22 protein-coding genes are annotated in these 22342 nt (G+C 64.6%); 10 read left to right on the plus strand and 12 right to left on the minus strand.

Annotated features, from left to right (window positions below; all coding sequences use genetic code 11):
- Nucleotides 1–4 precede the first annotated feature (4 nt).
- The 3 genes from AC07X9_RS09515 (at nucleotide 5) to AC07X9_RS09525 (ending at nucleotide 2196) form a co-directional block, all read left to right on the plus strand.
- Nucleotides 5–877 carry a DUF4198 domain-containing protein gene (locus tag AC07X9_RS09515; RefSeq protein WP_026002298.1) on the plus strand — a complete coding sequence of 291 codons (873 nt, stop codon included), beginning with the start codon at nucleotides 5–7 and terminating at the stop codon, nucleotides 875–877.
- A gap of 98 nt (nucleotides 878–975) precedes the next feature.
- Complete coding sequence (locus AC07X9_RS09520) at nucleotides 976–1845, plus strand: FAD:protein FMN transferase (RefSeq protein WP_017182631.1); 870 nt, start codon at nucleotides 976–978, stop codon at nucleotides 1843–1845.
- Nucleotides 1846–1872: 27 nt separating this feature from the next.
- Complete coding sequence (locus AC07X9_RS09525) at nucleotides 1873–2196, plus strand: hypothetical protein (protein WP_017182630.1); 324 nt, start codon at nucleotides 1873–1875, stop codon at nucleotides 2194–2196.
- A gap of 3 nt (nucleotides 2197–2199) precedes the next feature.
- Here the strand turns inward: AC07X9_RS09525 and AC07X9_RS09530 are convergent, their stop codons facing one another.
- From AC07X9_RS09530 to AC07X9_RS09570, 9 genes are all read right to left on the minus strand, one after another.
- Nucleotides 2200–2883 (minus strand): Fe2+-dependent dioxygenase, encoded by a 684-nt coding sequence (locus AC07X9_RS09530; RefSeq protein WP_017182629.1) that lies wholly within the window; start codon nucleotides 2881–2883, stop codon nucleotides 2200–2202.
- A 15-nt stretch (nucleotides 2884–2898) separates the two neighbouring features.
- Nucleotides 2899–3669, minus strand: a complete 771-nt coding sequence (locus AC07X9_RS09535; RefSeq protein WP_017182628.1) for an energy transducer TonB — start codon at nucleotides 3667–3669, stop codon at nucleotides 2899–2901.
- A 171-nt stretch (nucleotides 3670–3840) separates the two neighbouring features.
- Entirely contained in the window at nucleotides 3841–6138 is a 2298-nt protein-coding gene (locus AC07X9_RS09540; RefSeq protein WP_086485753.1) for a TonB-dependent receptor, read from the minus strand.
- A 61-nt stretch (nucleotides 6139–6199) separates the two neighbouring features.
- Complete coding sequence (locus AC07X9_RS09545; protein WP_017182626.1) at nucleotides 6200–6499, minus strand: ribbon-helix-helix domain-containing protein; 300 nt, start codon at nucleotides 6497–6499, stop codon at nucleotides 6200–6202.
- On the minus strand, nucleotides 6499–7221 hold the full coding sequence (phbB, locus tag AC07X9_RS09550; RefSeq protein WP_017182625.1) for an acetoacetyl-CoA reductase: 723 nt from the start codon (nucleotides 7219–7221) through the stop codon (nucleotides 6499–6501). Before phbB ends, AC07X9_RS09545 begins: the two co-directional genes overlap by 1 nt.
- Nucleotides 7222–7239: 18 nt before the next feature.
- The gene (hemH, locus tag AC07X9_RS09555; RefSeq protein ID WP_017182624.1) at nucleotides 7240–8250 is read right to left on the minus strand and encodes a ferrochelatase; all 1011 of its coding nucleotides are present in this window, start codon (nucleotides 8248–8250) and stop codon (nucleotides 7240–7242) included.
- Nucleotides 8247–10514, minus strand: coding sequence for a molybdopterin cofactor-binding domain-containing protein (locus AC07X9_RS09560; protein WP_086485754.1), 2268 nt, complete (start codon nucleotides 10512–10514; stop codon nucleotides 8247–8249). Before AC07X9_RS09560 ends, hemH begins: the two co-directional genes overlap by 4 nt.
- A gap of 38 nt (nucleotides 10515–10552) precedes the next feature.
- On the minus strand, nucleotides 10553–10987 hold the full coding sequence (locus AC07X9_RS09565) for a CoA-binding protein (RefSeq protein ID WP_017182622.1): 435 nt from the start codon (nucleotides 10985–10987) through the stop codon (nucleotides 10553–10555).
- A gap of 170 nt (nucleotides 10988–11157) precedes the next feature.
- Nucleotides 11158–12123 (minus strand): Mrp/NBP35 family ATP-binding protein, encoded by a 966-nt coding sequence (locus AC07X9_RS09570; protein WP_017182621.1) that lies wholly within the window; start codon nucleotides 12121–12123, stop codon nucleotides 11158–11160.
- A gap of 73 nt (nucleotides 12124–12196) precedes the next feature.
- On the opposite strand from AC07X9_RS09570, the gene hflK reads away from it, so the two are divergent.
- The 7 genes from hflK (at nucleotide 12197) to AC07X9_RS09605 (ending at nucleotide 21317) form a co-directional block, all read left to right on the plus strand.
- Nucleotides 12197–13321 (plus strand): FtsH protease activity modulator HflK, encoded by a 1125-nt coding sequence (gene hflK, locus AC07X9_RS09575; protein WP_174302219.1) that lies wholly within the window; start codon nucleotides 12197–12199, stop codon nucleotides 13319–13321.
- Nucleotides 13321–14169, plus strand: a complete 849-nt coding sequence (gene hflC, locus AC07X9_RS09580; RefSeq protein WP_017182619.1) for a protease modulator HflC — start codon at nucleotides 13321–13323, stop codon at nucleotides 14167–14169. Before hflK ends, hflC begins: the two co-directional genes overlap by 1 nt.
- A gap of 134 nt (nucleotides 14170–14303) precedes the next feature.
- Nucleotides 14304–15803 (plus strand): Do family serine endopeptidase, encoded by a 1500-nt coding sequence (locus AC07X9_RS09585; RefSeq protein ID WP_017182618.1) that lies wholly within the window; start codon nucleotides 14304–14306, stop codon nucleotides 15801–15803.
- A gap of 108 nt (nucleotides 15804–15911) precedes the next feature.
- Complete coding sequence (locus AC07X9_RS09590) at nucleotides 15912–17543, plus strand: helicase HerA-like domain-containing protein (RefSeq protein WP_017182617.1); 1632 nt, start codon at nucleotides 15912–15914, stop codon at nucleotides 17541–17543.
- Nucleotides 17544–17744: 201 nt separating this feature from the next.
- Nucleotides 17745–19049 carry an MFS transporter gene (locus AC07X9_RS09595; RefSeq protein WP_026002297.1) on the plus strand — a complete coding sequence of 435 codons (1305 nt, stop codon included), beginning with the start codon at nucleotides 17745–17747 and terminating at the stop codon, nucleotides 19047–19049.
- Entirely contained in the window at nucleotides 19046–19975 is a 930-nt protein-coding gene (cysK, locus tag AC07X9_RS09600) for a cysteine synthase A (protein ID WP_086485755.1), read from the plus strand. The genes AC07X9_RS09595 and cysK overlap by 4 nt, the downstream gene beginning before the upstream one ends.
- Nucleotides 19976–19985: 10 nt before the next feature.
- Nucleotides 19986–21317 carry a cell wall hydrolase gene (locus tag AC07X9_RS09605; protein ID WP_241763622.1) on the plus strand — a complete coding sequence of 444 codons (1332 nt, stop codon included), beginning with the start codon at nucleotides 19986–19988 and terminating at the stop codon, nucleotides 21315–21317.
- A 10-nt stretch (nucleotides 21318–21327) separates the two neighbouring features.
- On the opposite strand, the gene AC07X9_RS09610 is transcribed toward AC07X9_RS09605, so the two are convergent.
- From AC07X9_RS09610 to AC07X9_RS09620, 3 genes are all read right to left on the minus strand, one after another.
- Entirely contained in the window at nucleotides 21328–21537 is a 210-nt protein-coding gene (locus AC07X9_RS09610; RefSeq protein WP_017182613.1) for a hypothetical protein, read from the minus strand.
- 66 nt (nucleotides 21538–21603) lie between these two features.
- Nucleotides 21604–21744, minus strand: coding sequence for a hypothetical protein (locus AC07X9_RS09615; protein WP_157742265.1), 141 nt, complete (start codon nucleotides 21742–21744; stop codon nucleotides 21604–21606).
- Between the two features lie 118 nt (nucleotides 21745–21862).
- Nucleotides 21863–22201, minus strand: a complete 339-nt coding sequence (locus AC07X9_RS09620; RefSeq protein WP_026002296.1) for a DUF6481 family protein — start codon at nucleotides 22199–22201, stop codon at nucleotides 21863–21865.
- Nucleotides 22202–22342 lie beyond the last annotated feature (141 nt).

The following is a 22342-nucleotide window of genomic DNA, read 5'->3' on the forward strand; positions in this document are numbered from 1 at the left end:
GATGATGAAAGCCAGACTGATGATCGCGGGCGCCTTGGCCGCCCTTATGCTCCCCGCCGCGGCGCAGGCGCACCGCCAGTGGATGATGCCATCCTCGACCACCCTGTCGGGCAGCGAAAGCTGGGTGACGGTCGATGCTGCCGTGTCCAACGATCTTTTCTATTTCGAGCATGTGCCGATGCGGACCGACGGCATCGTCGTAACCCAGCCGGACGGCAGCATCGGGAAGATCGAAAATGCCGCGACCGGCAAATATCGGTCGACCTTCGACGTGCATCTGACCCAGCCGGGCACCTACCGCATCGGCAGCGTGTCGACCAATATGATGGGCAGCTATAGGCTGAACGGCAAGCAGGAACGGCTGCCGCGCGGCACGACCAAGGACAAGCTGGCCAGTGTCATTCCGGCGGGCGCGACCGACGTGCAGGTCGCTGAAGCGTCCAATCGCAACGAGATTTTCGTGACGCTGGGCGCGCCCACCACCGGGGTGTTCAAGCCGACCGGATCGGGCATCGAACTGGTGCCCGTGACCCATCCCAACGATCTGGTGTCGGGCGAAACCGCCAGCTTCCAGTTTCTGCTCGACGGCAAGCCGGCGGCAGGCCTGAAGGTCACCGTTATCCCCGGCGGCATCCGTTATCGCGATGCGCTGGGCCAGATGGACCTGGTCGCCGATCAGGATGGCAAGGTCGCGATCACATGGCCGCAGCCGGGCATGTACTGGCTGAATGCCAGTGTCGGTGGCGGGCGCGAGGGTGATGGCCCCGGCGGCCCTGGTGCCGGCGCACCGGGCGCATCGCCTGCGCCTGCGCGCCCCGCCGGTCCGCCGCAGCGGCGGGCATCCTATGTCAGCACGCTGGAAGTGCTGGCGCCCTGACCCACGCAGTCCGAACCGCGATCCCGCCCGACCTGTCGCCCGACCAGCTTGCCGGGCGAGCGCGGGCGGGCCGTATCGTGACGTTGGGCGGACCGACCATGGGGACCAGCTGGTCCGCCATGCTGGTCGATCCGCCCGCCAATTGCCAGGCCGCGATCGAGGATGGTCTGGCCCGCATCATCGACCAGATGAGCAATTGGGAGGCAGACTCCGCGATCAGCCGGTTCAACCGAACGCCGGTGGGCGATTGGATGACCCTGCCGCCGGACATGCTGACGGTGCTGCGGGCCGGGCTGGGCATGGCGCGGCTGTCGAACGGCGCCTTCGATCCGGCGATCGGCGCGCTGGTTGATCAATGGGGCTTTGGTCCCGCCGCCCGTCCGCGCCCCGCCCCCTTGATCGATAGCGCGCCATGGCAGGCGATCGAACTGGATGGCGACGAGGCCCGCCGCATCGCCCATGTCGCGCTTGATTTTTCCGGCATTGCCAAGGGTTTTGCGGTCGATGCCATGGCGGCTGGGTTGCGGGCATTGGGGGTCGCCAATTTCCTCATCGAAATCGGCGGCGAGTTGCGCGGCGACGGCGTGAAGCCCGACATGCAGCCCTGGTGGGTCGATGTGGAGCCTCCGCCGGGTCTGGCGATACCCGTGCTGCGCATCGCGCTATGTGGCCTCTCGGTCGCGACATCGGGCGACTATCGCCGCTTCCGCATGGAAGGCGATGCGCGCCTGTCGCACAGTATCGACCCGGCGCGTGGCGCCCCGATCCCCCAGGGGGTGGCATCCGTTACGGTATTGCATGAACATGCGATGCTGGCGGACGCATGGGCCACTACGATCACCGTTATGGGCCCGGCGCAGGGCATGGCGTTGGCCACGCGCCACGCCCTGCCCGCCCGGCTGGTGCTGCGGACAGACGATGGCGCGCAGGAATATATGACCCCCGCGCTCACCAGGATGCTGGAATGAAGGGTGGTGCCTGACGCCAAGGCTGCTATGCGGACGCCCATGCACAATCTTTCCGGAACCGTCTCCGTCGATGGCGACATATATGAATGGGAACTCCGGCGCGAGCCGCAATGGAGCGATGCCGAGGGCTGGAAGGGCATGACCATCGCCCTGTCACAGCAGGATTGCCAGCGCGGCGCGGTGCTGGAATTTCCGCCGCCCAAACGCCTGCTCAAAGGCTTGCAGCGCGGCCGCCTCCAGATCAACGACGCCATTGTCACCAGGGGCATCCGCGCCGCCTTGCTGGCGGGATGGGAGCCTGCATCGCGCGGCAAGCCGATGATATTCACCGTCGACGCGGACGGCAATTAAGCGTCAGCTTTCGGCCCAGCGGCGCAGCAGATTGTGATAAACGCCGGTCAGGCGGATCACCTCCCCATGCTCCTGCCCAAGCGTCCCGCCCAGTTCCTGTACGCTGCGATCCAGATCGAACAGGATTTGCCGCGCGGCATCGTCACGGATCATCGACTGGAGCCAGAAGAAGCTGGCCACGCGCCGCCCGCGCGTGACCGGCTCGACCCGGTGCAGCGACGATGAAGGATAGAGGACGGCGTGGCCCGCAGGCAGCTTGACGCTCTGCACCCCGAAATTGGTTTCGATCGTCAGTTCGCCGCCATCATAGGCGTCCGGCTCTTCCAGAAAGACAGTCATCGACAGGTCGGACCGGACGCGAAAGCCGGTCCCGGCCTGAATGCGCACCGCATTGTCGACATGGACGCCGAACGCCTGCCCGCCCGCATAGCTGTTGAACAAGGGCGGGAAAATCTTGAGCGGCAGCGCGGCAGCTATGAACAGGGGCGATCGGCCCAGCGCATCGAGCACCATCTGCCCGGCCTGCTTGGCGGCGGGCGCGTCTTCCGGCAATTGCAGATTATGCTTGGCCAAAGCGGATTGCGGGCCGGACGTGACGTTACCGTCCACCCATTCCGCGCCGTCGATCAGGGCGCGGATCGCGGCGACACCAGCGGCGTCGATCAGGTCGGGAATGGCAATGAGCATGACTGGGGCCGCGTTTCAGGCTGCTTCGCTGCGCAGGACGAAGGGAATTTCGACCACGCCCTTGACCCGCATCGGTTGACCGTTGCGGACGACCGGCGACCAGCGCCATTTGCGCACCGCGTCGCGCGCCGCTTCGTCCAGCCGGGCAAAGCCGCTGCTCTGCGATATGGCGATGCTGTCGACCGCGCCGTCGATCCCAAGTGTCAGGGTCAGCACGACCGTCCCTTGCTCCCGCTTGCGACGGCTTTCGATGGGATAGCGCGGCGGCTTGCCCGCGATCATCTGGGCGCTCAGGTCACCGCCCTGGATCAGGCTGGGCGGGGCTGGCGAAACGGCAGCCGGTGATGGAGTGGGCACGGCCACGACAGCGCGTTGGGGCGTGGGCACCGGCACCGGATCGGGCGTGGTCTGCACAGTCTGGACCGGCGGCACCGGCGTCTGAACGATCGGCGGCGGCGTCACGATTTCCGGAGTCGACGGCGGCGGTGGCGGTGTTTCGGCGGACGGCGGTGGCGGGGGTGGCGAAAGATTGACCACCGTCAGCTTGGCTTCCTGCATCCGCTGGACATGGCTGCGGACCTGGACCAGCGCGGCGATCAGCAGGACATGGAAGATCAGGATGGCCGCGATGACCGGAATATTGGGGCGCGAGCCTGCGCCATAGCGACCGGGCGCTGGCCGTTCCTCCGGTTGCGATCGGGCAAGGCCGATGGCGGACGGGCGATCAAAATCATGCGACAGGTCGGTCGGGAAATCGTCGGCTGGCCGACTTGCAGCATGGAGCATGGCAGCGCCTTCCTTCCCTTGATCCGATGCCTATCTCGATAACGCGAACCATAATGCGAATCAATTGCGTTATTTACTTATTGGCGGACGGGCGGCGACCCGAGGAGGATGGAGTGTATCGCCGCCCGCCCGCTCGCCCCCGGCAAGGGACAAATGCCGGGGGAACGGAGTTTACAATTTATAACCCAGCGTCAGCACCCACGAACGGCCTTCGCCGGGATTGGCCCAGCCATTGTTGCGGATGCTGGTATAATATTTTTCGTTGGTGAAGTTCTGGACATTGAGCTGCGCGCTCAGCTTTTCCGTGATGGGGTAGGACAACATCGCGCGATGGACCAGATAATCGTCCGACTTGTACATCGTCGCGCCAGTGATGTTCGAGAGATACCAGCTGCCCTGATAGGTCAGGCCATAGCCAAGTTCGAGGCCGAAGGGCAGCGTATAGGTGGTGAACAGGCTGCCCGAATGTTTCGGATTGTTGGTCATCGGATTACCCGCCTGGGTATCCACCACGCCCTGCGATTTCTGATAGTCCGAAATGCTCTGGATCACCTTGGTGTCGAGATAGGTGTAGTTGGCGAAGATCGTCCAGGCGTCGGTGATGTTCCCGGTTGCGCCCAAGGTGATGCCGTTCACCCGGTTGCGGCCGTCGTTGACCGGCAGGTTCCCGATTAGCGGATCGTTGCTGGCGACGCGGTAATTGGTCCGTTCGTTGCGGAACACCGCGGCGGTCAGTTGCAGCTTTGCATCGAACAGGTCGATCTTGCCGCCAACCTCGTAATTGACGGCCTGTTCGGGCTTTGCCTCGCATGGGTCGTTGAACAGGTTGGCCTCCGCCGCCAGCCCGCAGCCAGCACGGACGGTCGTTGCCGTGGGGTTCTTGCTGTTCCCGTAAGCGACGTAAAGGCTGGCATTTTCCGCCGGTTTGTAGACCAGCCCGATACGGTAGGAGAAGAGGTTGTCGGTCGCGTTCTGCGACCGGCCAGTGGTATAGGCGCCACCTGCTGCCGGTGTGGCAATCGTATCCGCACGGAAGCGGGCGCGATTATGTTCGTAGCGGACGCCGCCGTTGATTTCGAGCTGATCGACGATCTTGACCGCGGCGAAAGCATAGGCCGCGATGTTGAACAGGTCGCCATCCTGATGACCGGAACGGATCGCGTTGACAGGGCCGGTATAGATGGCGTTTGGATTGCTGATGCTGATCGGATCGAGCACCGGGTTGGGCAGCGCGCCGCCAGCATTGCGCAGGACGTTGCCGTTATCCAGCGCATAGTCTTCCTGCAGCATCGACGTGCCGAGCACGAGCGAATGGCCGCCGGGAATGGTGAAGGTCAGATCGAGCTGGTTATAGAGCGTGTCGTTGACGGAGTTGCGGAATCCGCCGCGCGGGCCGCTGGGATAATAGGTGCCGGGCACCTGTCCCGCAGCGCAGGCCACGCCGGTCTGGGTCTGGCCGTTGGCAAGGCAATAGGTGCCCTGTGGCGGATTGACGATCAGCTTCTGTTCGACCCGCTGCCAGCGCGACAGGTTGCGAACGGCCAGGAGATCACTGAAACGATGGTCGAAGATGGCGGTCGCCTGATCAATCGTCTGATCCTGACGATCCAGATTCCTGTAGCCATAATAGCCGCTATAGCGCGCGCCGGGGAGGATGCCGTCATAGAGCGCGTTCTTGTAATAAGGCACGCCGTAGAGCGGCGTATTCTTGTCTTCCTGATGCGTGTAGAGCAATGTCAGCGAGGTCGGGCCATCGACGCCAAGCTTGACCGACGGCGCGACGCCCCAGCGCTTGTAGCGATCGACATTGCGGGCCGGCACGTCATTTTCATGATACATGGCGTTCAGGCGCACGGCGATGAAATCGGACGCGCGGACATTGCTGTCGATGGTCGCCCGATAATAGTCGGACGTGCCGACGCCTGCCTGAACCAGCGTTTCGTCATAGCCCTTGGGCCGCTTGGTCACGATGTTGATATTGCCGCCGATCGCACCGGAACCGCCAAATACGGAGTTGGAGCCGTTGGTGACTTCGATCTGTTCGACATTGAAGGGATCGGTGCGGCTATATTGCGCGCTGTCGCGGACGCCATCGATGCTGATGTCGGTATTGGCGCTCTGACCACGCAGGTTGATACTGTCGCCGTAGCCGCCGCCACCTTCGCCGGCGCCAAAGGTGATGCCCGGAATGGTGGACAGAACGTCGCGCAGCGTCAGCAGATTTTGCTTCTGAATTGTCTGGTTGCCGATCACCGTGATCGTCTGGGGCGTGTCTAGCAGCGGGCGGACATATTTGGGTGATTCCGCCTTCTCGACCTTGACCTGGGATTCATCGATCGCCGTGTCGGTGACGGTCATGCCGCCCAGCTTTGGGGCGGGCGCTTCCTGGGCGTGGGCGCCCGTCGCGAAGGCCATGGCGCTGACGCAGCCAAGGGCCAGGAAGGACGAGCGTGACAGTGAGTTGGACATATGCAGCAAATCCCCTTTGAAGTTGGGATGCTGCTATTGCGAACCTTTCTCAGAGTCAACGCTATTGCGAATAATTATTATCTTTGTCGCAAATCGCCCGCGCGAACAGCCAGCAACGGATCGCGCTCGCCAGATTGGGCGGATCAGGCGCGCCCATGCGGGCCAGGTCTATGCGGGCGATAAGGGCGTTGAGCGGTAGGCCGTCGCGCTGCGCATGATCGCGCAAGGCGTCCCAGAATATGGGTTCCAGACTGATCGCGGTCTGGTGCCCGGCAATGGTCACGCTGCGCTTGACCGGCGGGGCAAAGGGCGACGCCAAGGGACCATCATCCGGCCCATCCGAGGCGTCGCCCGTCATCATCAATACATGTGCTGGCCGCCATTGATCGACAGCGTGCTGCCGGTCACAAAGCCGCCATCCTCACTGCAGAAGAAGGCGACGCCGCGCGCGATTTCATGCGCCTGGCCCAGACGTCCGACCGGGATTTTCGCCACGATCTTTTCCAGCACGGCAGGCGGCACCGCGGCAACCATGTCCGTGTCGATATAGCCCGGCGCGATGGCGTTGACGGTCACGCCGACTTTCGCCCCTTCCTGCGCCAGCGCCTTGGTAAAGCCGTGGATGCCCGATTTGGCGGCGGCATAATTGACCTGGCCATATTGGCCCGCCTGCCCGTTGATCGACCCGATATTGACGATCCGGCCCCAGCCGCGCTCACGCATGCCGGCAAAGGTCGCCTTGGCCATGTTGAAGCAACCGCCCAGATTGATGCGCATGACTTCATTCCAGTCGTCAAAGCTCATCTTGGCCAGCACGCCGTCGCGGGTGATGCCTGCATTGTTGACGACGATATCGATCGGCCCAAGTGCATCAGTTACCGCCGCGCAGCCATCCAGGCAGGCCTGATGATCGCCGACGTCCCATTTGAAGGCTGCGATGCCGGTGGCTTCGGTAAAGGCCTGCGCCTTGGCTTCATTGCCGGCATAATTGGCGGCCACAGTATAGCCCATGTCACGCAGCGCCAGGCTGATCGCCTCGCCAATGCCGCGTGTCCCGCCCGTCACGATCGCTACTCTCGACATATGCGCATCCTTCCCTACTTAACCGGCCTGGTTTATCCAGCCCGAAAGCTCACGGCCCAACAGCCTCTGATACAAAGTGATAGCCGGGGCAGACGCGTTTAGACAGGGCAAATAGGCAAAATTTTCACCCCCTACGGACAAAAAAACCTCTTTCGCGCGCAGGGCGATTTCCTCTAGAGTTTCAAGGCAATCCGCCGAAAATCCCGGTGTTGCCACAGCAATGTTTCGGACACCGTCCTGTACCAATTTGGCGAGGGTGGATTCGGTCTCCGGCTCCAGCCATTTGGCCCGCCCGAAACGCGACTGAAAGCTCATATGCACGGGCAGCGAAAGGGCTTCGCGCAGCAGGCGGACGGTCTTGACCGACTGGCAATGATAGGGATCGCCCAGATGCAGGGTGCGTTCGGGCATGCCATGGAAGCTGGCGAGCAAGGCGTCGGGGGAGAAGTCGAGTTTTGCGATGCTGTCTTCGATCGAGATTTTGAGCGCGGCGATATAGGCCGGGTCGTCATGATAGGGCGGCAGGGTGCGGATGGCCGGTTGCCAGCGCATGGCCCGGAGCGCGGCAAAGGCGGCGTCGTTGGCGGTCGCGGTGGTCGCGCCGCTATATTGCGGATAGAGCGGGCCGAGCAGAATGCGATCGCATCCGGCCGATTTCATGGCGGCAAGACGCGAGGCGATCGACGGATTGCCGTAGCGCATCGCCCAGTCGACGACCACGCCCTCACCCATCGCCGCCTGCATCGCATGGGCGGTATCGCGGGTGTGGAAGGCGAGCGGCGATCCCTGATCGGTCCAGACCTGGCTGTAGGCATGGGCGGATTTTTTGGGCCGGGTCGTGAGGATGACGCCGCGCAGGATCGGTTGCCAGATCAAGGGCGGGATTTCCACCACGCGGCGGTCGGACAGGAATTGGGCGAGATAGCGCCGCACCGATTTCGCGTCGGGGGCGTCGGGCGTGCCGAGATTGATGAGGAGGACGCCGACTTTGGGCGCGGGGATGGCGGGATGGTCCGGTGGCAGGGTCATGTCGTTCCCAGTAGCGGCAGGCTGCGCAAACGCTGACCTGTCCATGTGTACAGGGCGTTGGCGATGGCAGGCGCGACCAGCGGCGCGGCAAGATCCGTCACGCCAGCGGGCGGCGCGGTGCTGCGGATCAGTTCCACCGTCACCTCGCCAATGTCGGAAAGGCGCGGCAGGTTCATGCGGCCCAGTATCGCGCGGGTCGGCAGGCCCCGTTCATAGGGGACGGATGCGCCCATGGCATAGGCAAGGCCATAGATCAGCCCGCCTTCTATCTGTTGCCGGGCAATGTCGGGATTGACCTGATCACCGACATCGACGGCGGCGATGATGCGGCCCACGCTCAGCCGGTTGCCGCGCACGGCGGCCTCCACCATCACGGCGGCATAGGCGCCGTTCATCATATGGGTGGCGATCCCCTGCCCGCTGCCCGCGATGCCGCCCTGCCATCCGCCCATGGCCGCAGCGGTGGAAAGGCAATGGGCGAGGCGCGGGTTGCCGCCCAGCATCTGGATGCGGAAGGACATGGCCTCCATCCCCGCCAGATGGGCGAGTTCGTCCACGAAGCTTTCGGTGAAGAAGGCGCTGTGCAGATGCGCGTTGCTGCGGGTGAAGCCGAGCGGAAGGCCGACATCGCAAGGATAATGATCCACCGCCCAGTTGGGGATGGCATAGGGCGGCACCATGCCCGCGACAGCCAGACGGCTGGCCTTGTCCGCCGATGCAGCGGCCGCTTCGTGCGGCGGCGCGCCATCGGCAATGCGCGCCCAGGTCTGCGTCATGGCGCAGGGGGCCGCAACCTTGGCCAGCCAGCCTTCTATCGCGCCGTTGCGGCCAAGCTTTGCCGCCATGCGGGCATGGGCTGGCGCAGCGGGGCGATCCTGAATCACATCTTCCAGCCGCGACCAGAGCAGTTGTACCGGGCGACCCAAATCGCGGGCGATCAGCGCGGCCTGAACCCCGGCGTCCCAATCCATCTTGCGCCCGAAGCTGCCGCCGGCATGGAGCGGATAGAGGGCGACGGCGGTTTCGGGCAGGCCCAGCGCATCGGCGATGGCGGCGCGGGCAAGGCCGGGCGCCTGGGTCGCCAGCCAGACTTCCGCGCCGTCATCGCTAACACGAGCGGTGGCGCAAAGCGGTTCGAGAGCGAGATGCAACCCGGCGTCGACCTGATATTCGCTGGCCAGGATCGTCGCGCCTTCGAACACCGGCAGCAGGTCGCCCTGCGCATAGAGGCGGCGGCCCGATGCGCCGGAAAAGGCGGCCTCCAGCGCGTCGTCGATGGTTGCGCTGCTGACCGGCGTGCCGCGCAGGGTGAATATGGGATCGGCCAGATCCAGCGCCTTGTTCGCCGCCCACCAGTTGGTGGCGACGGCGGCCAGCCAGCGATCCTGACGGATGAGCTTGATAAAGCCGGTGACGCCGCTGGCGGACCGTTCGTCCAGCCCGGCAAGGATCGCGTCGCCGATCGGCCCCTGCCGGATCGAGGCATAGACCATGTCGGGCAGGCGGATGTCGGCGGCGAAATTATGGCTGCCGTCAATCTTTGACGGGGTATCGAGCCGGGGCAGATCCTGTCCCGACAGGCGCCCGTCCTGCCCCTGCCGCAGCGGCAGGATGGCGGGCAGGTCGAAGCCGACCGCCTGTTCGACCACATCGCCGATCTTCATCCGCCGGTCGCCGCCATCGGATATGAGGCCGTTCTGGATGTCGCAGCTTTCCCAGGGGATGTCCCAGTTCGCCGCCGCCGCCTTGCACAACAGGATGCGGGCAGCGGCCCCGGCGTCGCGGCAGGCGTCGTGGAACATCGGGACGGAGGTGCCGCCGCCCGTCAGCATCAGCGCGTTGCGGGTGGCATATTGGCCCAGCGCCCAATCCCCCGCGTCGCCCAGCAACCGGGTCCAGTCATTCGCCAGCCATTCGCGGGCCAGCAGGCTGTTGGCGTAGAGAGGGCTGACCGGCGCGCTTTGCACCGCGACGGTGCGCCAGTCCGCGCCCAGTTCGTCCGCGACGATCTGGGGCAGGAGGGTGGTGACGCCCTGCCCCGTTTCGGTCTGCGGCACGATGACGATGATCTGGCCCGACCGATCGATCTTCAGGAAGGCATTGATGATCGTTTCGCCGGGCGCGGCATTGAGGTTAGGGGCATAGCGGCGCGGCCAGGCAGCCCAGGCGATGAGCAGCCCGGCCGCCGCGCCGCCGCCGACCAGCAGCGTGCGCCGGTCAATGCCCTTGATCGGGCCTGTTTTCTTTCGCGGGAAGCGCGCCATAGCCGCCTGATAGAGAGGGCAGCGCAGGCTGGAAAGCGTTATTCCGCCGCGATCGGCGCGATGCCCAGGCGCGGGATTTCGATCGCCGGGCAATGGTCCATCACGACCTTCAGCCCAGCGGCTTCGGCGCGGGCGGCGGCGGCTTCATTGATGACACCCAACTGCATCCAGACCGCTTTGGCCCCGGCGGCGAAGGCTTCGTCCACGACTTCGCCAGCAGCCGCGCTGTTGCGGAAGATGTCGACCATGTCGATCGGCACGCCAATGTCCGACAGGCGCGCCCAGACAAATTCGCCATGAACATGCTCGCCCGCAATCTGCGGGTTGACCGGCAGGACGCGATAGCCATGGTCCTGAAGGACTTGCATGACATGATTGCTGGCGCGGTCGGGCCGGTCGGATATGCCGACCAGGGCGATGGTGCGGGTTGCGTTGAGCAGGTCGGCAATATCCTGAGGGGCGGTCAGCGGCATGGCTATTCTCCTTTGCGGCTATGACGAAGCAGGCGGCAGGGGCGTTCCCGGGGACGGAGGATTATCGCTTAGCTTCGCATATTTCCCGGCAAATGCGACATAATGTTGCGCGCGCCTGATCCTATCGCAATGCCAGTCCGATCATACAGCCTGGCCCCGCTGTAGGACAGTCAAACCGTGCGGCCGAGCCAGTCGGCCACCCTCTGCGCAATGGTGCGGAAGGCGTCGGCATGAATGCCTTCGCCAGCGGCCGGGGGATCGCCCGCGTCCGACTGGCGGCGGATGTCGATGGCGAGCGGGACGCGGCCCAGAAAGGGCATGTCCATTTCGCTCGCCGCCGCTTCCGCCCCGCCCTGCCCGAACGGGTCGGAAATTTCGCCGCAATGGGGACAGGCATAGCCCGCCATATTTTCGACAAGGCCGATCATCGGCACCCCGACCTGCGCGAACAGGCTGACGGCGCGGGTCGCGTCGATCAGGGCCAGATCCTGCGGCGTGGACACGATGACCGCGCCCGCCGGCTTATGCTTTTGCACCATGGTCAATTGAATGTCGCCAGTGCCGGGCGGCATGTCCACCACCAGCAATTGCGTGTCGCCCCAGTCGGCGTCGATCAGTTGCGACAGGGCATTGCCCACCATCGGCCCGCGCCATGCCAGCGCCTTGCCCGGTTCGACCAGATGCGCCATCGACAGCATCGGAATACCCGCAACGCCGGTGACGGGGATCAGCTTTTTTTCGCGCGCCTGGGGCTTCTGGTCCTCGCTGCCCATCAGACGCGCCTGGGACGGGCCGTAAATGTCGGCGTCGACGAGACCGACCTTGTGGCCCAGCCGATGCAGCGCCACCGCCAGATTGGCCGACAGGGTGGATTTGCCCACCCCGCCCTTGCCCGATGCCACCGCGATGATACGCAGCGGGCGGCGCTCGGCGGTCTGGGCGATGCGGACGTCCGTGACGCCCGGCACGGTCAGCCCGCCCTCGCGGATCGCGGCAAGGATCGCGTCCCGCTGGTCGGGGCCAAGCCCGCCCACGTCGAGCGCAAGGGTCATGACGCCGTCCCTGACGCGCGGGGCGCTGGCGCGGCCATCGGTCAGGGCGGTCAGGCGGGCGGTAAAATCGGCGATATCGGTCATGGCGACGCCCTGTAGGAAATAATCGCAGCCATTGGCACTGTTTTTCGTGGATAAGCCTTCCTATAGAAGGGCCATGAAAAGAATTTTCGGGTGGATGCCCGGCATCATGAGCATGGCTCAAGGGCCTTGGGGCGGTAAGAGCGACGGGCCGGACGGCAATGACGGTAAGGGGTCGGGCGGCGACGGCGGCCCGCGCAACCCATGGACCCAGCCCAATCGACCCACCGGCCAGAAAGGCCCGTCGGCCATCGACGAATTGCTGCGCCGTGGTCGCGAAAGCTTTGGCCAGGGCGGCGGTGGCGGCGGCTTTGGCGGCCTGCCCCCGCGTGCCAATGGCAAGGCGTTGTGGCCCGCCGCGATCGCGCTGCTGGTGATATTATGGCTGGTGCTGACCAGCTTTCATCGCGTCGGCCCGCAGGAACGGGGCGTCGTCACCCTGCTTGGCAAATATAGCCGCACCCTGTCGCCGGGCATCAGCCTGACCCTGCCTGCGCCGTTCGAGACGGTGTCGATCGTGGATGTGGAGGAAATCCGCACCATCGACGTCGGATCGACCAGCGCGGAAAGCGAGAATCTGGTGCTGACGGGCGACCAGAATATCATCGATCTGGCCTATTCCGTGCGCTGGAACATCCGCAACCCCGAACTCTATCTGTTCCAGTTGTCGGACCCGGACGCAGCCGTGCGCGAAGTCGCCGAAAGCGCGATGCGGGCCGTGCTGGCGAGCGTCAGCCTGGACGATGCGCTGGGCGCTGGGCGCACCGCGATCGAGCAGCAGGTCGAGCAGCGGATGCAGGAAATATTGGACGGTTATCGTTCGGGCATCCGCATTCAGGGCGTCGCGATCAAGCAGGCCGATCCGCCAAGCGCGGTGAACGATGCGTTCAAGGCCGTGTCGGCAGCGCAGCAGACCGCGCAAACCTATCTGAACGAAGCGCGCGCCGCCGCCCAGCAGGTGACGGCCAAGGCGCAGGGCGAGGCCGCGTCGTTCGACAAGGTCTATGAACAATATCGCCTGTCGCCCGACGTGACCCGCCGCCGCATGTATTATGAAACCATGGAGGGCGTGTTGTCGAACGTCGACAAGACCATCGTCGAAGGCGGCAATGTGACTCCCTATCTGCCATTGCCTGAAATCAAGCGCCGCGCGCAGGCGACCCCGGCCACCGGCTCTGCCGCCAGCACGGGAGGCCAGTGATGCGGGGCATATTGCGCCAACCCATCGCGATTGCGCTGATCGCGCTGTTCCTGCTGATCCTGGTCGGCAGCACGGTGACGATCGTACCGGAAACCCGGCAGGGCGTGATCGTGCGCTTTGGCGATCCCAAGGACATCATCAACCGCTATCAGCCCAACGAGACGTTCGGGAATACCGGCGCTGGCATTATCTGGCGCTGGCCGTTCATCGACCAGATCGTGTGGATCGACAAGCGGGTGCTTTCGGTCGAGATGGAGCGACAGCAGGTGCTGTCCACCGACCAGCTGCGCTTGCAGGTGGATGCCTTTGCCCGGTATCGCATCGTCGATCCGCTGCGCATGTATATTGCCGCTGGCAATGAGGAACGGGTGTCGGACGCGCTGCGCCCGATCCTGGGTTCCGCGTTGCGCAACGAACTGGGCAAGCGGCCTTTCGCCGCGCTGCTCAGCCCCGAACGCGGCCAGGTGATGCAGAATATCGAGGCCGGGCTGGACCGGGTCGCGCGCCAATATGGGGCCGAGATTGTCGACGTGCGGATCAAGCGCGCCGACCTGCCCGACGGCACGCCGCTGGAAAGCGCCTTTACGCGGATGCGCACCGCGCGCGAGCAGGAAGCGCTGACGATCCGGGCGCAGGGTGCCAAGCAGGCGCAGATCATCCGCGCCGAGGCGGACGCCAATGCCGCGCGCATCTATGCCGAAAGTTTCGGCAAAGACCCGTCCTTCTATGATTTCTATCGGGCGATGCAGAGCTATCGCTATACTTTCTCACCCGACCGGACCGGACAGACCAATATCATCCTGTCGCCCAATAACGAGTTTCTGCAACAGTTTCAGGGACGCAAATAAGGGTTCACCGATGCTGCGGATCATTTCGGAACCAGCATCATTCAATGAGGGTTAAGGCAAGGCGGCGCATGACCGGCTCTCTGTTTGAGAGTCCCGCCTTCCATTTCCTGAAGATCATGAGAGGACCGTCACGAGTGCGTTACGCTTATGCCATTACCGGCGCCCTGTTGCTGGGCGGCACCGCCATTGCCATCACGTCCCCCAATGTCGGGGCGCAGACCGCGCAGAATGAAGGATTGCAGGCTGCTGCCCCGGCGGGCGCGCCCGCGAGCCTGGCTGATATGGTCGAAAAGCTGCAACCGGCGGTCGTCAATATTTCGACCAAGCAGCGGGTCGCGGTGCAAAATCCCTTTGCCGGCACCCCCTTTGGCGACCTGTTCGGCCAGGCGCCGGGCGGACGCCCCCAGACCCGGCAGGCCCAGTCGCTGGGTTCGGGTTTCCTGATTTCGGCTGATGGCTATATCGTCACCAACAACCACGTCGTGTCGGCAGGCGCGGAAGGCGCGACCGTCGATTCGATCACGGTCACGCTGACCAACAAGGAAGAATATACCGCCAAGCTGGTGGGCCGCGATCCCGCGACCGACCTGGCGGTGCTGAAGATCGACGCGAAAAAGCCCCTGCCCTTCGTCAAGTTCGGCGACAGCACCAAGGCGCGGGTCGGCGATTGGGTGGTTGCGATCGGCAACCCCTTCGCCCTGTCGGGCACGGTGACGGCTGGCATCATCTCCGCCGTGCATCGCAGCACGGGAGGCGGTTACGAGAAGTTCATCCAGACCGATGCGTCGATCAACCAGGGCAATAGCGGCGGCCCGATGTTCGACATGCGCGGCAATGTGATCGGCATCAACAGCCAGATCCTGTCGCCGTCGGGCGGCAATGTCGGCATCGGCTTTGCCATTCCGTCCGAACAGGCCGCGCCGATCGTCGCGACCCTGCGCCAGGGCCAGAGCGTCAAGCGCGGCTATCTGGGCGTCCAGATCAGCCCGCTGGGCGAGGATCTGGCCGATTCGCTGGGCCTGGCCAAGAATCGCGGCGAATTCGTCCAGGGCGTCGAGCCGGGCAAGGGCGCAGACAAGGCCGGGATCAAGGCGGGCGACGTCATCGTGTCGGTCAATGGTCAGGAAGTTAACCCGGACCAGAACCTGTCCTCCATCGTCGCCAACCAGCCGATCGGCAGCAAGGTGCCGATCGTCCTGATGCGCAATGGCCAGCGCCAGACGGTGACCGCCGTTGTGGGCGAACGTCCGTCGGAAGAGGAGCTGTCCAGCTTCGCCCCGCAGCAGGATGAGGATTTCAGCCAGCAGGATTCCAATCCGGGCCAGGCAGCGCAGCAGTCGCTGGGCATTTCGGCGATCCCGCTGACGCCCGGCATCATTCGTCAGCTGGGCGTGGCCGCCGATACGCGCGGCGTGGTGATTACTGCCGTTGACGGATCGACCGATGCCGGGGCCAAGGGGCTGCGGCGTGGCGACGTGATCATCAGCGCGAATAATCGCCCGATCACCAGCCAGGCCGAACTGGACGCGCAAGTGAAAGCGGTGGCGGCGCAGAACCGCAACGCCATCCTGCTCCAGGTGTTGCGCCGCGGCCAGCAGCCGATTTTCCTGCCGGTGCGTCTGCGCGATAAATAAGCGCCTTATGAACATTCCTCTTTCCTTGACGGCTGGAGGATAGTGAAAATGTTTCCGTCATTCCCGCGCAGGCGGGAATGACGGCTTTTTTATGGGGAAGGAACGGGGATGAGCGACGGCATTTTCATTGGTCTTGGCGCGCCGGACAAGGATGGCGGCGTCCGCCAGTTGCTCAACCTGCGCCGGGCCAATCGCCATGGCCTGATCGCCGGGGCGACGGGCACTGGCAAGACGGTGACGTTGCAGGGCATTGCCGAGAGTTTTTCCGCGCTGGGCGTGCCGGTGTTCCTGTCCGACGTGAAGGGCGACCTGTCAGGCATCGCCATGGCCGGTTCCCCGACGGCCAAAAATGCCGACAAGCTGGTCGCGCGGGCGGCCGAGATCGGCCTTTCCGATTATAGCTATGCCGACAATCCGGCGATCTTCTGGGATCTGTATGGCGAACAGGGCCATCCGATCCGCACGACCATCAGCGAAATGGGGCCGTTGCTGCTGGCGCGGCTGATGGGCCTTAATGAAACGCAAGAAGGCGTGCTGTCGATCGCGTTCAAATATGCCGACGAGGAAGGGCTGCTGCTGCTGGACCTGGGCGATTTGCAGGCGATGCTCAGCTTTTGCGCGGAAAATGCCGACACGCTGTCGGCGCGTTATGGCAATGTCACCAAGGCCAGCGTCGGCGCGATCCAGCGGCAATTGCTCCAGCTCGAAAGCCAGGGCGGCGCGCATTTCTTTGGCGAACCAGCGCTCGACATCCACGACATGATCAAGGTGGATGAGCAAGGGCGCGGTTATGTGAACATATTGGCCGCCGACAAGCTGATGCAGAGCCCGAAACTCTATGCGACGTTCCTGTTGTGGCTGCTGAGCGAATTGTTCGAGACGCTGCCCGAAGTGGGCGACCCGGACAAGCCGGTGCTGGTCTTCTTCTTCGACGAGGCGCATCTGCTGTTCGACGATGCGCCCAAGGCACTGACCGACAAGATCGAGCAGGTGGTGCGGCTGATCCGGTCCAAGGGCGTGGGCGTCTATTTCGTGACCCAGAACCCGATAGACATACCAGAGGATGTCGCCGGGCAATTGGGCAACCGGGTACAGCACGCGCTGCGCGCCTTCACGCCGCGCGACCAGCGCGCGATCAAGGCGGCGGCAGAGACGTTCCGCATCAATCCCGACCTGAATGTCGAGACGGCGATTACCGAATTGAAGGTCGGCGAGGCGCTGGTGTCGCTGTTGCAGGAGGATGGATCGCCCGGCATCGTTCAGCGCACGCTGATCGCGCCGCCGCGATCGCGGCTTGGCCCGGTAAGCCCCAAGGAGCGGGCGATCATCCAGTCGATTTCCCCGGTTGCGGGCAAATATGACGAGGCGATCGACCGCGAATCGGCGGAGGAGATACTGGCCGCGCGCGGCAATGCCGCCGCTGCCGCCGCCGCCGCGAAGAAGGCGCAGGACGAAGCCGAGCGGACCGCCGCCGTGCAGGCCAAGGCGGAGGCCAAGCAGCGCGAACAGGAGATCAAGGCGCAGGCCCGCGCCGACGCCGCTGCCGCGCGCGAGGCGGCCAAGCCGTCCGCGCTGGACAAGGCGATCCAGTCGGCGACGCGCGCGGCTGGCTCATCGGTCGGGCGGCAGGTCGCCAACGAACTGGGCCGCGCGGTGTTCGGCGGATCGAGCCGCAAATCGTCGAGCGGCGGGATTGCGGGTCGGCTGGTGCGCGGAATTTTGGGCAGCCTGTTCAAGTAAGGTCATTGACATAGCCTGCCAGCCGCCGTTCGGGCTGAGCCTGTCGAAGCCTTGTCCTTTTCAACCCTTCGGCAAGCTCAGGGCGAACGGACGATGGAGGGAGACGGCAAAAGCCATGGCATGGCGCGGCCAAGAAAAGCTGCGCCCATCGCCCCGCGCCATGGTTGCCTGTTTGCCCGCACAGCGGCTAAAGCCGGTGGCATGACAGCCCCCTCCCCGCATCGCCATCCGCTGCATTTCGGCGATTTCCGGGCCTATCTGATCGGTCGGATGACCGCGGTGCTGGCGCAATATAGCATGATGATCGTGCTGGGCTGGCAGGCCTATAATATCGCGCGCGAGACCATGACGACGGCGGGGGCTTCGGCGCAGTTGGGGCTGATCGGCCTGGCGCAATTTTTGCCGCTGTTTTTCCTGACGCCGCTGACCGGATGGGTCGCGGACCATTATGACCGGCGGATGATCACCCGGCTGACGCTGACGATGCTGACCGCAGCGGCCGGATTGCTGGCTTTCGCGACGTTCGAGGGATGGGTCGGGCTGCCGCTGATATTCGGCATCGCCGTCATCGTCGGCATCGCCCGCGCGTTCAACGGCCCGGCCTATGGCGCGCTGGCCCCCAATCTGGTGCCGCGCGAGGTGTTGCCCAACGCCATCGCCATATCGGGCGTGGTGTGGCAGGCCGGGTCGATCGTGGGGCCAGCGCTGGGCGGCTATGCCTATGCAGCGACGCCCTGGGGCGCCTATGCGCTGGCTGCGATACTCTATGGGGTGGCGCTCGGCGCGATGATGCTGATCGGCCCGGTGCCGCAGGCCGCGCGCGACGTCACCCGCCACCCGATCCGCCAGATGATCGACGGGCTGAGCTATGTGCGTTCCAACCGGCTGGTGCTGGCGACCATCACGCTGGACCTGTTCGCGGTGCTGCTGGCGGGGGCGACTGCGCTGTTGCCGGTCTATGCGCGCGACATATTGCATGTGGGATCGGCGGGCCTGGGCCATCTGGCCGCAGCGCCGGGGGTCGGCGCGGGGTTGATGGCGCTGTGGTTTTCGTTCCGGCCATTGAGGAATGAAGTCGGCATCAAGATGCTGGGCGCGGTCATCCTGTTCGGCATCGCCACGATCGCATTTGGCTGCACCGCCTTCCTGCCGCGCAGCATCGCGATGGAATTCGGCATCGGCGCGCTGGTGATATTGGGCGCGGCGGACATGATTTCGGTGTTCGTGCGGCAGTCGCTGGTCCAGCTTCACACGCCGGACGCGATGCGCGGGCGGGTATCGAGCCTGTCGCAACTGACCATTTCCGCCTCCAACGAACTGGGCGAGGCGGAAAGCGGATTTCTGGCCGCGCTGGTCGGGCCGGTTGCCGCTGTCATTGGTGGCGGTATCGGTGCTATCGTCATCACGCTGTTCTGGGCGCGTCTCTTTCCCGAATTGCGCCTTGCACGCACCTTCGACCCACCCGACATAAGGGCGGCGGACCTCAGCCAGGAGAAAGCCCCATGAAAGCTGCCACGATACTCGAAACCATCGGCAACACCCCGCATGTCCGGGTGAACCGGCTGTTTGGCGATGCGCCCGAAGGCACGGAAGTCTGGATCAAGTCGGAACGCTCCAATCCGGGCGGGTCGATCAAGGACCGGATCGCGCTGGCCATGATCGAGGCCGCCGAAGCGTCTGGCGAGTTGCAACCGGGCGGCACCATCATCGAACCGACATCGGGCAATACCGGCGTTGGCCTGGCCATGGTCGCGGCGGTCAAGGGCTACAAGCTGGTGCTCGTCATGCCCGAAAGCATGTCGATCGAGAGGCGGCGGCTGATGCTGGCCTATGGCGCCAGTTTCGACCTGACCCCGCGCGAAAAGGGGATGAAGGGCGCGATCGAGCGCGCGCTGGAACTGGTGGCGCAGACGCCCGGTAGCTGGATGCCGCAGCAGTTTGAAAACCCGGCCAATATCGCGGTCCACGCCCGCACTACGGCGCAGGAGATACTGGCCGATTTCGCCGACGCGCCGATCGACGTGCTGATCACCGGCGTCGGCACAGGCGGGCATATCACCGGCACGGCCGAAGTGCTGAAAAAGGCCTGGCCGGGGATCAAGATCTATGCGGTCGAGCCGACCCTGTCGCATGTCATCAGCGGCGGCCAGCCCGGCCCCCACCCCATTCAGGGCATTGGCGCGGGCTTCATTCCGGCGAACCTGCACACGCAATTGCTGGACGGGGTGATCCAGGTCGATCCCGCCGACGCCAAGGAATATGCGCGGCGGTCGGCCAGCGAGGAAGGCATATTGGTGGGCATTTCTTCGGGCGCGACGCTGGCGGCGATCGCGCAGAAGCTGAAGGATTTGCCAGCGGGCAGCCGGGTGCTGGGCTTCAACTACGACACCGGCGAACGCTATCTGTCGGTGCCCGATTTCCTGCCGGAATGATCATCACGCAATGACGGGTGACTCTGTTTCCAGCGAGCCGCGTCCTTGGATGTGGATCGTCTGGCTGGCGCTGTTCGCTGGCCTGCCTGCCGCTGTGGCGGGGTGGGAAGCGCGCGCGCCGCGCGAGGCGGGCGAAGCGCATTTTGCCCGGAGGGGTCTATCCCACGGGGTGCGGCCACCCAGCCCGCCGCCGCCGGTGGAGCCAGTGGCGGTCTATGCCCTGCCCGCCGACCGCGCGCGGGCGCTCAATGCCGCCATCCCCTTTTCCCGGCTGGCCAACCCGGCGGCGCGGCCATTCCGGTTCGAAGGGTCCGAGACGGATCTGGCCCGCGCCGTGGATTGCCTGGCCGCGGCGCAAATCTATGAAGCGGGCGACGATGCCGTGGGCGAGCGCGCCGTCGCGCAGGTCGTCCTCAATCGCGTGCGCCATCCCGCCTTTCCCAAGACGGTGTGCGGCGTCGTCTTTCAGGGGCAGGAACGCACCACGGGTTGCCAGTTCACCTTCAGCTGCGACGGCGCGCTGGCCCGCACCCCCTCCCCGGCCGCATGGGACAGGGCGCGCGCCATTGCGCGCGGCGCGCTGGCAGGCGACGTGTTCAAGCCGGTGGGCTATGCCACCCATTATCATACCGATTGGGTGGTGCCCTATTGGAGCGGCAGCCTGGACAAGCTGACGCGGGTGGGGACGCATCTTTTTTTCCGGTGGCGCGGCTGGTGGGGGACACCGCCAGCCTTTCGCACGCGCACCATCGATGGCGGTGAGCCGCTGATCGGCCGGATTGCGCGCCTGTCCCCTGCGCACAGCATGGCGACCCGGCTGCTGCCGGGCGCCATCACGCCGATGGCCGACAGCGCCGACGCGATCGCCGCGCAGGCACGGCAGGCGATCGGTCTTGATCAGATCGGCAAGAGCGTGGGCGGCGTCAGGCTGATCGCCCTGGCTGACATGCGGAGTTTCCTGGTGGAGTTACCACGCGGCAGCAAACCCGACAGCTGGCCCGAAAGCGCCCGCACCTTTTGCGCCGGGCGATCCCAATGCCGGATCATGGGGTGGACGGCAAATGACGCGCCGAAGGAGTTGCCGTTGACGCTGGCCAATCTGGCCGCGATGCGGTTTTCCTACATTCACGACACGCAGAGTGGGTTGCAGCGGGCCTTGTGGAATTGCGACCAGACCCCGCGCGCCGACAAGCGTGACTGTATGCGTCGGCGGGTGCCGGTCGCCATGCCTGCACCGCCAGCGCCGACCGGACTGGCCGGGGTGCGGCGCATGGACCGTTTTGAAACGGTGAAGATTGCGCCAGCGCCGGGAACGCCGCCAAGCGACGCCCAGCAACCCTGAAAACCGCCGATTATTTCGTCGCGAACTGACCGGCTTCTGCCCGGAACGCGTCGCGTGCAAAGGCGCGGACGGCGGCGGCAGTCTTGAACTTCTCGTCCTGAAGCAGCGACGAGGTCAGCGGATAGCCTTGCGAATTATAGCGGGTTTCGCGCACGGTGAGGCGGAAATGACCTTCTTCATCCTTGCTGATCAGGAAGGGACGGATTGCTGTACGGCTCATAGGGCCTCCTTTGTGAATGACAGAAAAAAGGGAGCGCCAATCGGCGCTCCCCCGACAATTCCAATATCAGCCCACCATATCCGCAACGATCTGCTTGAGCTGAACCGTGGACAGGGTGCCACCCGGCGTCAGGCCGGGATGAAAGGGCCGCTTCCTGTCGAACATCGAAAGGGTACGGCGTTGAGTCTTGTTTGAATGGGTATGCAAAATGATTCCTTGCGGCCAGTGCCGCGTAACATATGAGTTGGATCGCGCCCGGCACCATGCCGGACCAAGCGATCATATAGGGTGTCGGCCGCGCGAGGGGCGCGACCGGGCCAGGCCGTCACCGCGCGCCTTTACGGCTCTTGCGCGCCTGATAGCGCGCATCGCGCGCGGCCTTGCGCTCTTCGTCGGTCAATACCGGCTTGATCGCAGCAGCGGCAGCTTCCGCCTCCAGACGAGCGCGTTCCGCCTTGGCGGCGCGTTCTTCTTCGCGGGCGAGCTTGGCCTGCTGACGCTTTTCCAGTTCGGCAGCCGCCTTGGCTTGTGCCGCGGCAGCCCGCTGGGCCGCCAGCTCCGGATCAACCGGGGGCTTGGCCCGCAACTTGGCAAGTGCCTTGTCACGCGCCTGTGTGGCGAGTGCCCTGCGTTCCTGAAAATCGGGTTCCTTATATTTCAGCATTCGTTCCAGTCTGTCCTGCATTGCGCATGATTTGAGGGGGACGCGCGATTATTCGCACATCCCGGCTTTGTGAGGCGCGATAGGGGACAAGAGGAGAAGCCTGAAGGCAGTCCGATATCCGTCAAAAGGCGACGTAAGCAG

The organism is Sphingobium sp. GW456-12-10-14-TSB1 (genome assembly GCF_059424385.1).